General features: G+C 57.0%; 14 protein-coding genes. 3 read left to right on the top strand and 11 right to left on the bottom strand.

Translation table 11 applies throughout. The features are described 5' to 3' along the window. Positions 1–9 precede the first annotated feature (9 nt). The 4 genes from ACR0CR_RS10140 to ACR0CR_RS10125 form a co-directional block, all read right to left on the bottom strand. A complete protein-coding gene (locus tag ACR0CR_RS10140; RefSeq protein ID WP_480598601.1) occupies positions 10–648 on the bottom strand; it encodes an acyl-homoserine-lactone synthase in 639 nt (212 codons plus the stop codon). An 83-nt stretch (positions 649–731) separates the two neighbouring features. After that, a complete protein-coding gene (locus tag ACR0CR_RS10135; RefSeq protein WP_480598600.1) occupies positions 732–1,451 on the bottom strand; it encodes a helix-turn-helix transcriptional regulator in 720 nt (239 codons plus the stop codon). A gap of 359 nt (positions 1,452–1,810) precedes the next feature. Continuing rightward, positions 1,811–3,097 carry a crotonyl-CoA carboxylase/reductase gene (ccrA, locus tag ACR0CR_RS10130; protein ID WP_480598599.1) on the bottom strand — a complete coding sequence of 429 codons (1,287 nt, stop codon included), beginning with the start codon at positions 3,095–3,097 and terminating at the stop codon, positions 1,811–1,813. Positions 3,098–3,209: 112 nt separating this feature from the next. Then, the gene (locus ACR0CR_RS10125) at positions 3,210–4,598 is read right to left on the bottom strand and encodes a 1-acyl-sn-glycerol-3-phosphate acyltransferase (RefSeq protein WP_480598598.1); all 1,389 of its coding nucleotides are present in this window, start codon (positions 4,596–4,598) and stop codon (positions 3,210–3,212) included. A 144-nt stretch (positions 4,599–4,742) separates the two neighbouring features. On the opposite strand from ACR0CR_RS10125, the gene ACR0CR_RS10120 reads away from it, so the two are divergent. The 3 genes from ACR0CR_RS10120 (at position 4,743) to deoD (ending at position 7,884) form a co-directional block, all read left to right on the top strand. Continuing rightward, positions 4,743–6,710, top strand: a complete 1,968-nt coding sequence (locus ACR0CR_RS10120) for a methylmalonyl-CoA mutase family protein (RefSeq protein WP_480598596.1) — start codon at positions 4,743–4,745, stop codon at positions 6,708–6,710. Between the two features lie 125 nt (positions 6,711–6,835). Beyond that, on the top strand, positions 6,836–7,153 hold the full coding sequence (locus tag ACR0CR_RS10115; protein WP_480598594.1) for an H-NS histone family protein: 318 nt from the start codon (positions 6,836–6,838) through the stop codon (positions 7,151–7,153). Positions 7,154–7,170: 17 nt separating this feature from the next. Next, complete coding sequence (gene deoD, locus ACR0CR_RS10110) at positions 7,171–7,884, top strand: purine-nucleoside phosphorylase (protein WP_480598592.1); 714 nt, start codon at positions 7,171–7,173, stop codon at positions 7,882–7,884. A 13-nt stretch (positions 7,885–7,897) separates the two neighbouring features. Here the strand turns inward: deoD and ACR0CR_RS10105 are convergent, their stop codons facing one another. The 7 genes from ACR0CR_RS10105 to ACR0CR_RS10075 all read right to left on the bottom strand — a co-directional run bounded on the left by ACR0CR_RS10105 (position 7,898) and on the right by ACR0CR_RS10075 (position 13,588). Continuing rightward, a complete protein-coding gene (locus tag ACR0CR_RS10105; protein WP_480598589.1) occupies positions 7,898–8,761 on the bottom strand; it encodes an urea carboxylase-associated family protein in 864 nt (287 codons plus the stop codon). A 290-nt stretch (positions 8,762–9,051) separates the two neighbouring features. Next, a complete protein-coding gene (locus tag ACR0CR_RS10100; RefSeq protein WP_480598588.1) occupies positions 9,052–9,216 on the bottom strand; it encodes a hypothetical protein in 165 nt (54 codons plus the stop codon). Positions 9,217–9,324: 108 nt separating this feature from the next. After that, a complete protein-coding gene (locus tag ACR0CR_RS10095; protein ID WP_170657542.1) occupies positions 9,325–10,104 on the bottom strand; it encodes a succinate dehydrogenase iron-sulfur subunit in 780 nt (259 codons plus the stop codon). Between the two features lie 12 nt (positions 10,105–10,116). Beyond that, on the bottom strand, positions 10,117–11,922 hold the full coding sequence (gene sdhA / locus ACR0CR_RS10090) for a succinate dehydrogenase flavoprotein subunit (RefSeq protein WP_480598587.1): 1,806 nt from the start codon (positions 11,920–11,922) through the stop codon (positions 10,117–10,119). A gap of 18 nt (positions 11,923–11,940) precedes the next feature. Then, positions 11,941–12,312: a succinate dehydrogenase, hydrophobic membrane anchor protein gene (sdhD, locus tag ACR0CR_RS10085; protein ID WP_480598585.1), complete on the bottom strand. Its 372-nt coding sequence runs from the start codon at positions 12,310–12,312 to the stop codon at positions 11,941–11,943. A gap of 12 nt (positions 12,313–12,324) precedes the next feature. Continuing rightward, positions 12,325–12,711 (bottom strand): succinate dehydrogenase, cytochrome b556 subunit, encoded by a 387-nt coding sequence (gene sdhC, locus ACR0CR_RS10080; RefSeq protein WP_480598584.1) that lies wholly within the window; start codon positions 12,709–12,711, stop codon positions 12,325–12,327. Positions 12,712–12,925: 214 nt separating this feature from the next. After that, on the bottom strand, positions 12,926–13,588 hold the full coding sequence (locus ACR0CR_RS10075) for a DUF1194 domain-containing protein (RefSeq protein ID WP_480598582.1): 663 nt from the start codon (positions 13,586–13,588) through the stop codon (positions 12,926–12,928). Between the last annotated feature and the right edge of the window lie 9 nt (positions 13,589–13,597).

Genomic DNA, 13,597 nt, shown 5'->3' with positions numbered 1-13,597 from the left:
TTCCAAAGATCATGCGGACAGGGCGAAGCGGTGTTGCTTTGCCGAACCAAAAGCGGTTGCAAACCACAGTCTGGACAGCTCACGCGGGATACCTGCCCGTTCAGCCACACGGTTGCAATCGTCCGAAGAATAGGGCCACAGGCCAACCGAGATCTGATCGCGCCCTGTCCCTTCGGACCCAAGCACAATCGGCGAAGACCCGATCATGCGGTAGATTCTGATCATTCGCGCATCAAAGACGCCGGCTATATGGGTCAACCCAAAGCCTTCCATCATCTCACCTCCGCTGAGCATGATCGCACCTGCGGTGCGCGGGCTGGCGGTGCGTGAAAGGCAGAACCGCGTCACTTCCCAAATCATGGGGCTGCGCACCGGTTCACCTCCGGTCAGATGCCCAAAAACTTCATTCACCATGACCCGACCGGTCGTAGGAAGCACCCGCATTGAGCCGCCATGACTGCCGTCAGCCTCTTCCCAAATCACATAGAGAGGGTTCAGATCATCGTATTGATCCCGTTCTTCCCCCTTGGAGTTTACGTCCACATCCCAACCCAACCGCGTCTTGAACTGATCCGCGCGGTCCCGAAACATCCCTTCGGCCAAGGCCGGGTAATTGTGCAGCTCGTCGGCATAAAGATATCGCAACATAAATTGTTCCCCTTGTCGTCCATGTCTGGAACAAAGGGGGTACGAACTTATGGTTAATTAACTGTGCGACCACCGAACGGTCGTTAAACGACTATTAACCCTCGGCTGAGTGCCGTCGCGATGGCGTGAGTCGTGTTATGAGCGCTCAGCTTCGACCGGGCGCTTTCGATATAGGCTCGTAAAGTATGCTCGGATATCGACAGAGAATGCGCAACTTGGGCACGGCTGTAGCCCAGCGCCAATAATGTCATTGCGTCGATCTCGCGTGGTGATAGCGCACGCACCGTATCAGGCCGCCGCTCCTTTGCGAATTCCAGCGCCTTCCGGTTGGTGTAGTGCGCAATCAGGATAAGGTCACGACCAAATTTGGCAATAAAGCGTTGCCACGCGGCGTCATCGCAAGTGTGGTTAACCGTAAACAGGGCGAACTGCCCGCCCGGACCACGCAACGGAATAGAATATCCTTGGTTGCCAACCCCGTGGTCACGCGCATCGGACAGAAAGGCTTTGACAGCCTTGCCGGACCAGTCGAGCTGTTTCCAGTCGACAGGATGGTATCGCCGGAAACACCCAAGAATGACCGGATCGATGCGATGGTAGTTTCTGTCCTGATACCGTTCAGCCCAGGCGTCGGGATATGTGGTATAGCCATATTGCTCGCCCGCGCCGTCGACCCAGTGATAGATGATGTGATCGATGTCCAGAATGCCGCGCAGCCGAAGTGCGACACTGGTCAGTTCCTCAAGCGTGTTGGTGTTTTCCAAATCCTCGGGGATTTGACCCAATTCGTAGTGTGTTCCCATTCGCGGGCGCGCGTGCCTCATCCTGCTTGGTCGCAATCTCGGCCGCTGCTATCAACCGGGCGTCATCCAACTGCTCGGCAAGCGCGCTCAACCCGTTCGCCAGCGCAAACGCATTGAGATCCGACAAAACGTCCAAAATCCACTCATTTTGCGCCATCAGGGTGTCCCCGAAATAGTTAACGAAGGGTTAATACAACCATAACATGTATGGTAAGTTGTGGCATATTCGCTGCTTTCTACTCCCCAAAAATAGCGGGGCGCGGTCGTGTAAGTTATTGTTTTTTATATTGCCCGGTCAAAAAAACACCCGCAGAGCGATCACGCGCCCGCGGGTGTTCATTGATCGAGTATAGGGTGCGTCAATCGCGCGCAGCTAGAACCTCTTCCAAAGTGCGCATACCAGTGTGGGGGGCCTGAACCAGAACCGACATATTGCCCGGCTTGTGCTCGTTGCGCATCATCTTCATATGCGCATCGGGCAGTTCACCCCATGCAAATACTTCGGACATGCACGGGTCCAGGCGACGCTCGACCATCAGTTGGTTCGCGGCGGCTGCCTGTTTCAGATGCGCAAAGTGGGATCCCTGCAGGCGCTTTTGGTGCATCCACATATAGCGCACATCGAAGGTCAGGTTGTAGCCGGTGGTGCCAGCGCAGATCACAACCATACCGCCCTTTTTCACCACGAATGTCGAAACCGGAAAGGTGCTTTCACCGGGGTGTTCGAACACCATGTCGACATTCACGCCTTTGCCAGTGATATCCCAGATGGCCTTGCCGAATTTGCGGGCCTCTTTGAACCACTCGGCGTATTCAGGCGTGTTGACCGTCGGCAGCTGTCCCCAGCAGTTAAAGTCCTTGCGATTGATCACGCCTTTGGCGCCCAGGCCGAGAACAAAATCACGCTTGCTTTCGTCCGAGATCACAGCGATCGCATTCGCACCAGCAGTGTTGATCAGCTGGATCGCGTAAGAACCCAGACCGCCCGATGCGCCCCAGACCAGAACGTTCTGACCCGGCTTCAGGTCGTGCGGCTCGTGGCCGAACAGCATCCGGTAGGCGGTGGCCAGCGTCAGCGTATAACAGGCGCTTTCTTCCCAGGTCAGATGCTTGGGACGCGGCATCAGCTGCTGCGCCTGCACATTGGTGAACTGCGCGAATGAACCATCAGGGGTCTCATATCCCCAAATCCGCTGGCTGTCCGAATACATCGGGTCGCCACCGTTGCACGCTTCGTCGTCACCGTCATCCTGGTTGCAGTGGATTACGACCTCGTCTCCCACTTTCCAGCGACGCACCTTGTCGCCCACGGCCCAAACGATGCCCGAGGCATCGGACCCCGCAATGTGGAAAGGCTGACCGTGTCCGTCAAACGGGCTGATCGGTTTGCCCAATGACGCCCATACGCCGTTGTAGTTCACGCCAGCGGCCATCACCAGAACCAGCACCTCGTGGCTGTCCAGCTTGGGAACATCGACCACTTCCAGCTGCATGGCCGTGTCCGGTTCACCATGACGTTCCTTGCGGATCGCCCATGCGTACATTTGCTTGGGCACAAAACCCATCGGAGGGATTTCCCCCATCTCATAGAGGTCTTTTTCCGGCGCGTCGTAGGACGCGATACCGCTGTCGGTGTCCAGAGCCATGTTGGCCTCCTTTATTCTAACCCTTCGCCGCGACGCAGAATCGCGTGCGTTAACAGATGGAATATTGGGCCTCAGGAAATAATGCAATAGATTTTGAGGTCATTTTGTAATTTTATGACCCAGCAGATGCAGAAATTTCCCTCGCACCTGCAGCATCCGCGCGCATTGCACCCATCGTGGCCGAGGCCGCGTAGTAGGCCAGCAGGTCAACTCTTTGACCTGATTGAGTTATTTTTCCATCCACCTGCTTCAGGATACCACGCTGTACCAATTGGTCCAATGCTTCGGTGATTGCCTTGTCGTCGGGATCGGCCAAGGTTCCGTCGCGTCGCATGTCATCCGACACCAGAGCTCTTACCTCGTCCTCAAGCAATTCGCCGCGCTCTTGTATCAAGCGACAGATAGCAGGGGCGGGAACCAACGGAATCGCATCACGAATTCGGGACATCAATTCACGTGCGAGATCGGTCATGATATCTTGCCCATGTTCGACCTGGAACGCGTGCAACGAGATCGGTTTGCCATAGCGGACGGAGGCCAACCCGAACCGCCTGTAGCGCCCAATTAGGCGCTGCCCGATTTGCTTGAGAATCCAGACCGTAATCACACCGATACGGGCGCGAAACCGTCGCTCGGTGCCCAACGCCGCCCTCGTCAATATGGTATCCTCAAGCACGCGATCATAGTTCAGAGCAACGGGCACAAAGACCACGTCGTTACCTTCGGGCTTTGCGCCATCGATGATGTATTTCAACAAGCCCAACTTGGGCCGTCCCAAGGCACCGGTCAGACTCAGCCCGCCTTCGGGGAACATGGCTTGCGTTACCCCGGCTTCGGTTGCGTGCCGCACATAACAGGCCAGAACCTGACGATACAGTTCGCTGCCCGATTTGCGGCGTATGAAATAGGCTCCCATTGCGCGGATAAGGCGACTAAGTGGCCAGACCCGAGCCCATTCGCCAACCGCATAGGACAATGCCGAGTGTTGCGCTGCCAGATATGTGACCAGAACGTAGTCCATATTGCTGCGGTGATTCATCACGAACACCACCGTCGCATCGGAGTCGATCGTCTTAATGGCCTCCTCGTCGCGATAGCTGAGGCGCACATCATAGAACGCATTGCTCAGCATCCGGGCCAGTCGGATCGCGATGCTGAAATAGGCCACGGCGGAAAACGAAGGCACAATCTCGCGCGCATATCGGCGAGCCTGCTCAAAGGCAACGGCTTCGGGAACGCCGGTTTCACGGGAATGATCCTGAATCGCCTGCCCAACTTGCGGGTCATAGATCAGGCGCTGGATCATGTCGTGCCGTTCGGCCAGTTTGAACGGCTGTATCGGCCGTTGCAGCCGCTTGTTTAACCGCTTTACCGCGCGTTCAAGCCTGCGGCGAAAGAACCAACGCACGGACGGGAACAGGAAATGCGAGGCCAGTGTGACCGCGGCAAACACCAGGATCAGCAAAAACAGCCAAAGCGGAAGCTCCACGGTCTGAGTCATGCGCGCACCCTGACAGCAAACGTTGCGTCCTACAATCGCAAGAACCGAATATGCCGCGACGCAGCGAATTGACATATCCCGAAAATTACGCTTTAGAACCTCGTAACGTAATTTTCTTGCTCAACCGAGATGTGAGGCCTTGCTATGACGCAGACGCAGAAAGATCGCCCCTGGCTCATCCGAACCTATGCCGGTCATTCCACCGCCAAGGCGTCAAACGCACTGTATCGCGGGAACTTGGCCAAGGGGCAGACGGGTCTTTCGGTGGCTTTCGACCTGCCGACTCAGACCGGATATGACAGCGACCACACACTGGCACGCGGCGAAGTCGGTAAGGTGGGCGTGCCGATTAGCCATTTGGGCGACATGCGGGTTTTGTTCGACCAGATTCCGCTGGAGCAAATGAATACCTCGATGACCATTAACGCCACCGCACCGTGGTTGTTGGCGCTTTATATTGCGGTGGCCGAGGAACAGGGCGCGGACGTATCCAAGCTGCAAGGCACCGTTCAAAACGATCTGATCAAAGAGTATCTGAGCCGCGGCACATATGTGTGTCCGCCGAAGCCGTCTTTGAAAATGATCGCGGACGTCGCCGAGTATTGCTATTCGAACGTGCCCAAATGGAACCCGATGAACGTGTGTTCCTATCACCTGCAAGAGGCCGGTGCGACACCGGAACAGGAACTGGCCTATGCCCTCGCGACGGCCATCGCGGTACTGGATGAATTGCGCCCGCGCGTCCCGGCCGAGGATTTCCCGGCGCTGTGCGGACGGATTTCGTTTTTCGTAAATGCTGGCATCCGCTTTGTCACCGAAATGTGCAAAATGCGGGCGTTTGTCGATCTTTGGGATGAAATTCTGCAACAACGCTACGGCGTTGAGAACCCCAAGTTCCGCCGCTTCCGCTATGGCGTCCAGGTAAACTCTCTGGGCCTGACCGAGCAGCAACCGGAAAACAACGTGTACCGCATTCTGATTGAGATGCTGGCCGTAACCTTGTCGAAGAAAGCCCGGGCCCGTGCAGTGCAGTTGCCTGCGTGGAACGAAGCCCTTGGCCTGCCGCGCCCGTGGGATCAGCAGTGGTCGATGCGGATGCAACAGATATTGGCCTACGAGACCGACCTGCTGGAGTATGGCGACCTCTTTGACGGCAATCCGGCCGTGGACGCCAAGGTCGAGGAGCTAAAAGAGGGCGCACGCGCCGAATTGGCCAATCTGGACTCGATGGGCGGAGCGGTCGCGTCGATCGAATACATGAAATCCCGCCTGGTAGACTCCAACGCCGAACGCCTGAACCGCATCGAACGCAACGAAACCATCGTGGTCGGCGTGAACAAGTGGACCGAAGGCGAACCCTCACCGCTGGAAACCGAAGACGGCGGCATCATGGTTGTCGACCCGGCGGTGGAACAGGAACAGACCAACCGCCTGAATGAATGGCGGTCCGAACGCAATGATGCCGCGGTGACGGCCGCTCTGGCCGCTCTGCGCGAGGCGGCTCAAACTGGGGCCAATGTCATGGAACCCTCAATTGCCGCAGCCAAGGCGGGTGTGACCACCGGCGAATGGGCAGAAGAAATGCGCAAGGTCTATGGCACCTATCGCGGCCCGACCGGCGTTTCAGGCTCGGTTTCGAACAAGACCGAAGGGCTGGACGATCTGCGCGCCGCCGTGGATGCGGTCAGTGACAAGCTGGGTCGCCGCTTGAAATTCCTCGTTGGCAAGCCGGGTCTGGACGGGCATTCGAACGGGGCCGAGCAGATCGCCTTCCGCGCCCGCGATTGCGGCATGGACATCAGCTATGAAGGTATCCGCCTGACACCTGAGGAAATCGTCAACGCCGCGATTGAGGACAAAGCGCATGTCATTGGCTTGTCGATCCTGTCCGGCAGCCACATTCCGCTGGTCCAGGACGTCATGGCCCGATTGCGTGAGGCCGGGCTGCACGATGTCCCTGTCGTTGTCGGCGGGATCATTCCAGACGAAGACGCCGCGCGGCTCAGGGCGATGGGCGTTGCAAAAATCTACACACCCAAGAATTTTGAGCTTAACACGATTATGGGCGACATTGTCACTTTGGTCGATCCGCAAAACGTGGCCGCTGAATAAGCCTGAATTTCGCCTGTTTTTACCGTGAACCATCCCCTTAATTAAGGGGATGGATAATTTTTTTGTTTGGAATTACGGTCCTCAATTACATCCACTCGTAATAGTTTTTGGTTGGGAGAAGACTGATGGGGATCAATCTTGAAAACATGTCGCGAAAAGAGCTTTTGGAATTGCGCGGCCGGATTGAAAAGGCGTTGAAGTCCGCCGAAAAACGGGAAAGACAAGAGGCGTTGAAGGCAGCAGAAAAGGCGGCGGCGGAATTCGGGTTTTCACTTTCCGAACTGTCCGGAGACGCCCCGCGTACGTCTAAAGGCACGAAAGCAAAAGCAAAATACCGCAATCCTTCGGACGCAGCTCAAACCTGGACAGGTCGCGGACGTAAACCACAATGGGTTCACGATGCATTGAAATCCGGCGCGGATATCTCTGATCTGGAAATCTGAATCGAAATGGTCTCAAAATGACAATCCATATTGGTGCCGAAAAAGGCGATATTGCCGAAACTGTTCTAATGCCGGGCGATCCCTATCGTGCGAAATGGGCGGCTGAGACGTTTCTGGACAGTGTGAAACAGATTAACGACGTGCGTGGCATGCTTGGGTTTACCGGGAATTGGAAGGGAAATCCGGTTACAATCCAGGGCAGCGGAATGGGAATGCCGTCGCTGTCTATCTATGCCAATGAACTGATCCGCGATTATGGCGCCAAAACCCTGATCCGCATTGGATCGTGCGGCGGGATGCAAGACAGTGTGAAAGTGCGCGACGTTATTCTGGCGATGACGTCGACAACGCTCAGCACTCCGTCGCGTGGCATCCTGAAGGAACTGAATTTCGCGCCTTGTGCCGATTGGGGCCTGCTGCAGGCGGCGGCCAATGCCGCTGCGGCCAAAGGCACGCCCACCCATGTCGGCGGCATCTATTCCTCGGATGTGTTCTACGATGAGCGCCCTGATCTCAACGAACAAATGGTGCGCCACGGAATCCTTGGCGTCGAAATGGAAGCCGCCGAGCTTTACATCCTCGCCGCGCGCCACAAATGCCGCGCCCTCGCCGTTCTGACCGTATCTGATCACCTTTTGACTGGCGAGGCGTTACCTTCTTCCGAACGTGAACGCAGCTTTGGCGACATGGTGGAAATTGCGCTAGAGGCGGCTTTCCCGTCGGCAAGCTAGCCCGTGGCGGGTCTCAGCGACCGTGAGACCCATTATACCCATTGTGCGCAGGGCTTTCCCAGCCCGTCAGCGCGCCGTCGGTCGGAGCAAATACCTCAACCAACAAGGGATGACAGGGGGCTGCATCTGACGAATGCTCAGCCGAGCAATCGCCGCCGGGGCACGCGCTTAGGTTTCCGAGCAGGTCGATCTCGGCAAAGAACTCAAGGTAGTCGCCGGGTCTGACCGGCGACGCTTTCATGAAATACTGCCCGGTGTCGCGTGTGAAACCGGTGCACATGAAAACGTTCAGAACATCGTGCACGGCCGGTTCGGCTTCGGCCAGCGAAATGTCCAAGTGATCAGCCAGCGCGCGGGTCAGGTTTGAGTGACAGCAGTGATGATATTGCGTGCCGGACAACAGATTACCGGTGTATGGGTCACAACGCGTTCCGATCACGTCATGCACGGAACCTCCGAATTCATCGATTCCGTACCAGCCCAGCGTATCGGCAACGATTGTCGCCATCGGTCGAAGGTGGGGGAAACTGGTCCACATATGCTCTCCGACCGTCAGATGCGTGCCATGCAAAGCGCGGCTTTTACCGGAATAGAACCGTTCTGACAGGTCGTGCAGATTCCACAGGTTGAGATCGCCAACCTGCGGTCCTTCGACCGAGGTGATACGGAAGAAATGCCCAGCGGGAACCTCAAAGCACCGGGCCTCTCGCGGAGGGATCAGCACCTCACCGGTTTTCGTTGCGCCTTCACGAATGGAACCCATCCATTTCAGATCCGGCTTGGGCAAAGCGTCATTCGGATAGCAAATAACAGGAGCGACGGCGCGGCGCGCGTCAGCGTCTTGCGGAGGAACGGCAACAATTTCAAAGTCAGTCATGTCGTGGAAAGTGGCGCAGAAATGCAGGTTAGGAAACCCCAGATGGAAGCTATTCCTAACTCTGTCCTCGGAGGCATTTCATAGGCTCTGCTTCAGAAGAGACAACGGCCCCGCAAAAACTGCATTGCCACTGTCCCTCTTTGCGATGCTGCCGCCACCTGCAATCTCTGGTCAAAGAAGAGGTGCGCGATCGCCAAAAGAAATAGGCAAAAACACCGGCAGCAAGAAGAAGCAGAAGAACGGGCATCCCTCTGCTTTGCTGATCACAGGACTATTTGCAAGGTCCGTTGTCAGGCCGCGTTCGCGAATTCGAACTGGTCCGGAGTGAGGTCAAATTCAGGCAAAACCTGTTCTGGAACGTAATAGTCCCAAGCCTCTTCGAGCAGGGTCAGCGCGTTTTCCGCGTCGGTTTTCTTGTTCTCGGTGCTCAACGGAACGATCCTTCGTGATCCCATCATTCCTCCCCGCTAGGCACATATGGTCATTGTAGGTCTATCGCACCCTACAATATCGCAGATGTGCCATGCACCTGCCGCAACCCGGCAAGTGCTTTGGCAAAACGATTAGACCGCGCGTTCGACCATCATTTTCTTGATCTCAGCAATTGCCTTGGCCGGGTTCAGACCTTTTGGGCAAGTCTTGGCGCAGTTCATGATCGTGTGGCAGCGATAGAGCTTGAACGGATCTTCCAGATCGTCCAACCGCTCGCCCGTCGCCTCGTCGCGGCTATCGATGATCCAGCGATAAGCGTGCAGCAAGGCTGCGGGGCCGAGGTAACGGTCACCATTCCACCAGTAGCTGGGACACGAAGTCGAACAGCTGGCACACATCACACATTCATAGAGACCGTCCAGCTTTTTGCGATCCTCGATGGACTGCTTCCACTCTTTCGCGGGACGGTTGGTCTTGGTTTCCAGCCACGGCATGATCGAGGCATGTTGGGCATAGAAATGCGTCAGGTCAGGGATCAGGTCCTTGACCACAGGCATATGCGGCAGCGGATAGATTTTCACGTCGCCCTTGATCTCATCCATGCCATAGATACAGGCCAGCGTGTTGATCCCGTCGATATTCATCGCGCAGGACCCACAGATGCCTTCGCGGCAGGACCGGCGGAAGGTCAGGGTCGGGTCGATCTCATTCTTGATCTTGATCAGCGCGTCTAGAACCATCGGCCCGCAGGTGTCCATGTCGACAAAGTAGGTATCGACGCGCGGGTTCTGCCCGTCATCCGGGTTCCAGCGATAGATCTGGAACTTGCGCACGTTGGTCGCGCCTTCGGGCTTGGGCCAGGTTTTACCCGTCGTGATCCGGGAATTCTTTGGGAGGGTCAGTTGTACCATAAGTTCCTCTCCTTAGAACGTCCGCGCTTTGGGCGCGATTCTCTTCAGGCTGATGCCGCCTTCGTCTTCGGTTGTCAGCGGATCCACGATGACCGGGCGATAGCTGAGGTCGACCTTGTTGCCTTCCACCCGGCTGACAGTATGGACGCGCCAGTTCTCGTCATCACGCTCGGTAAAGTCCTCATGGGCATGCGCACCACGCGATTCTTTGCGTGCTTCGGCGCCTACAATGGTGGCCAGAGCGCTTGGCATCAGATTGGTCAGCTCCAGCGACTCCATCAGGTCACTGTTCCAGACCAGTGATCGGTCAGAGACCTTAAGGTCGTCCATCTTGGCGGCGATCGCGGTCATCTTCTCGACACCTTCCGCCATTGTTTTTGACGTCCGGAACACGGCTGCATCTTCTTGCATCGTGCGCTGCATCTCAAGCCGCAGGTCAGCGGTCGGGACCGCCCCGCTGGCATTTCGCACCGCGTCGAACCGATCAAACGCCTTATCGACCGAAGCCTGATTGAGAACCGGGTTCGCCGCATCAGCATCCACAACCTTGCCCGCACGGATCGCAGCCGCGCGGCCAAAGACCACGAGGTCAATCAGAGAGTTCGAGCCCAAGCGGTTGGCCCCATGGACCGACGCACAACCAGCCTCACCCACGGCCATCAGGCCGGGGACGACACCCGTTGGATTATCGGCAGTCGGGTTCAGAACTTCACCCCAATAGTTGGTCGGGATGCCACCCATGTTGTAATGCACGGTCGGCAGAACCGGGATCGGTTCCTTGGTCACGTCAACCCCTGCAAACACACGCGCCGATTCCGAAATCCCCGGCAGACGTTCCGCCAGAGCCTCGGCGGGCAGGTGGCTGAGGTTCAGGTGAATGTGGTCGCCACCCTCACCATGACCGCGGCCTTCGCGGATTTCCATCGTCATCGAACGGCTGACGTAATCGCGTGGCGCGAGGTCTTTGTACTGGGGCGCATAACGCTCCATGAATCGTTCGCCTTCCGAGTTTGTCAGGTAGCCGCCCTCGCCCCGCGCGCCCTCGGTGATCAGACAGCCCGAGCCGTAGATACCAGTCGGGTGGAATTGAACGAACTCCATATCCTGAAGCGCCAAACCCGCACGGGCCACCATGCCGCCGCCGTCGCCGGTGCAAGTATGGGCCGATGTGGCACTGAAATAGGCGCGACCATAACCGCCGGTTGCCAGCACCACCATCTTGGCGTTGAAGACGTGCATGGTGCCGTCGTCCAGCTTCCAGCAAACAACACCCTGGCACTGGCCATCGTCGGACATGATCAGGTCGATGGCGAAGTATTCGATGTAGAACTCAGCGTTGTTCTTCAGCGACTGGCCATAGAGCGTGTGTAGGATCGCGTGCCCGGTTCGGTCTGCGGCAGCGCAAGTCCGTTGCACGGCAGGGCCTTCACCGAACTCGGTGGTGTGGCCACCAAACGGACGCTGATAGATTTTCCCTTCCTCGGTGCGGCTGAAGGGAACGCCGTAATGCTCCAGCTCGTATACGGCTTTAGGAGCCTCACGCGCGAGGTACTCCATCGCGTCGGTATCACCCAGCCAGTCCGAGCCCTTTACGGTGTCGTACATGTGCCATTGCCAGTGGTCAGGACCCATGTTCGACAGCGACGCGGCGATCCCGCCCTGCGCCGCAACAGTGTGTGAGCGGGTCGGGAACACTTTGGTCACACAGGCTGTGCGCAAGCCCTGCTCGGCCATACCCAAAGTTGCCCGCAAACCGGCCCCACCGGCACCGACAACGACCACGTCATAGTCATGTGTTTCGTATTCGTAAGCAGCCATTTGTTTCAGCTCCGGGAATTAAAGGGCAATGCGCGCGATGGCGAACACGCCAGCCGCTGCTGCGCCATATGACAGGCAGGTAGTGAGGATGATCAGCACCTTTTCCATGGTGCCGTGAACATAATCCTCAAGCATGACCTGCGCGCCTTCGGCAAAATGTTTGAACCCGATCACCAGCGTCAGTGCCGCGACAATCGCCGGGAAGGGGCGCGAATAATAGTCCAGCACAACGTCATAGGGCTGGCCCAGCACCGGGCCAAACGTAAAGATAAAAAGCGGCACGAGGATCAGCAAAGCCACCGAACTGACTTTCATCCTCCAGAAATGGGCAGTGCCCGCCTTGGCCGATCCCAGGCCTGTCGCGCGTTTGCGGTCTGTCAGATAACGCATCATGAGCCTCCTTTACGCTACGATCAGCAGGGTCAGCAGGGTCAGGACGACCGAGCCAATCACGACCGCCCAGCCCAGCTTGGTCGCTGTGGGTAGGTCCAGACCAATCGCACTGTCCCAGATCAGGTGCCGTACACCAGCCAGTGAGTGATACCAAAGCCCCCAAAGCGACAATGCCATCACGAGATCACCCAGAACCGAGGTCAGCCACCAGTTTGCACGCTCGAACGCCTCGGGCGACGTCGCAGCGGCAAGGAACCACCATACGATCAGCAGCGCGGCAACGATCAAGGCATTTCCGGTGATGCGGGTCAGGATGGACGTGACCGACGTCAGCTGAGGACGATAGATCGACAGGTGCGGTGACAGCGGGCGGTTGCCCCGATTGACATCGGCCATGGCGGCTCCTTTTCGGTTGGCTACCGATGGTTTTACTGGTTTTTGCCCCTCTGTCACGCGCTGCAAGTGCGAAAAGGGACAATTTGACCCTAAAATTTGCGATTAGGCAGATTTGTGATCACGAGGTTTATTCGTGTGATCACAAAAGCCATTCAGGCGCTTCAATGTTAGCGATTTCAACGGTGAACATATGTGATCACGAATCTGATTTTGGCTATTTCAGCCCAGCGGTTTGCTGCGTCACTTCGCGCAACAGCTTTTTTCGAATACGCTCGGGGTAATCCGAAAACCCGGCAGCCGAAACCACAAAGGCCCCTTCACCCACGATGACATTTTCAAAGAAATAGGCCGTCAGGTCTGGTTCGCTTTCTTCAATCGCAATGGCATTCACTGTCACGCCCCGGTCGCGCAACTTACCGTGCAGCTCGGCCGGTTCGATCCCTTCGTTCGAAATCCCGTCGCCGGACAGGTCGATCAGATGTCGTGTGCATTGGGTCACCCCGTCGAAACTGGCAATCGTGGTTTCCAGCGCCTCACCAATTGCGGTCGAGAAATTGCGCCACACGCGCGGGTCATTCGCCACAGCCTCGGCAAAGCGATCCAGCGCGTCAAAACTGTCGATCCGGGTCCATGGAATGGTGACCCGCTGGCGCGAGCTACCGGTCCATTGCACCAGCATCAGCCGCGCATCACCGCGCACCAAAGCCTCGGACACAATCGGATCGCGTAATCCAGCGGCAAGCCCGTCCATCTGGATGCGGTATTCGCTGGAATCCACAGAACCGGAGACATCGACGGCCAACGCCAAGGCCAGATCACAAGCATATGCCGAAGACGACAGGCAGAAAGAAACAAGAATGGACCGCAACAGCATCATGACCAGACG

This window comes from Ruegeria sp. AM2, assembly GCF_056540685.1.
Note: the sequence above shows the minus strand (reverse complement) of the source record. Positions and strands in the feature narration are given on the sequence as shown.

What these genes read in the sequence shown, in the direction of transcription:
- ACR0CR_RS10120 (WP_480598596.1), top strand. Translation starts at nt 4,743, where the DNA reads ATGACGCAGACGCAGAAAGATCGCCCCTGGCTCATCCGAACCTATGCC.
- ACR0CR_RS10115 (WP_480598594.1), top strand. Translation starts at nt 6,836, where the DNA reads ATGGGGATCAATCTTGAAAACATGTCGCGAAAAGAGCTTTTGGAATTG.
- sdhD (WP_480598585.1), bottom strand. Translation starts at nt 12,312, where the DNA reads ATGCGTTATCTGACAGACCGCAAACGCGCGACAGGCCTGGGATCGGCC.
- ACR0CR_RS10100 (WP_480598588.1), bottom strand. Translation starts at nt 9,216, where the DNA reads ATGGGATCACGAAGGATCGTTCCGTTGAGCACCGAGAACAAGAAAACC.
- ACR0CR_RS10105 (WP_480598589.1), bottom strand. Translation starts at nt 8,761, where the DNA reads ATGACTGACTTTGAAATTGTTGCCGTTCCTCCGCAAGACGCTGACGCG.
- sdhA (WP_480598587.1), bottom strand. Translation starts at nt 11,922, where the DNA reads ATGGCTGCTTACGAATACGAAACACATGACTATGACGTGGTCGTTGTC.
- ACR0CR_RS10135 (WP_480598600.1), bottom strand. Translation starts at nt 1,451, where the DNA reads ATGGGAACACACTACGAATTGGGTCAAATCCCCGAGGATTTGGAAAAC.
- ACR0CR_RS10140 (WP_480598601.1), bottom strand. Translation starts at nt 648, where the DNA reads ATGTTGCGATATCTTTATGCCGACGAGCTGCACAATTACCCGGCCTTG.
- ACR0CR_RS10095 (WP_170657542.1), bottom strand. Translation starts at nt 10,104, where the DNA reads ATGGTACAACTGACCCTCCCAAAGAATTCCCGGATCACGACGGGTAAA.
- ACR0CR_RS10125 (WP_480598598.1), bottom strand. Translation starts at nt 4,598, where the DNA reads ATGACTCAGACCGTGGAGCTTCCGCTTTGGCTGTTTTTGCTGATCCTG.
- ACR0CR_RS10075 (WP_480598582.1), bottom strand. Translation starts at nt 13,588, where the DNA reads ATGATGCTGTTGCGGTCCATTCTTGTTTCTTTCTGCCTGTCGTCTTCG.
- ccrA (WP_480598599.1), bottom strand. Translation starts at nt 3,097, where the DNA reads ATGGCTCTGGACACCGACAGCGGTATCGCGTCCTACGACGCGCCGGAA.
- deoD (WP_480598592.1), top strand. Translation starts at nt 7,171, where the DNA reads ATGACAATCCATATTGGTGCCGAAAAAGGCGATATTGCCGAAACTGTT.
- sdhC (WP_480598584.1), bottom strand. Translation starts at nt 12,711, where the DNA reads ATGGCCGATGTCAATCGGGGCAACCGCCCGCTGTCACCGCACCTGTCG.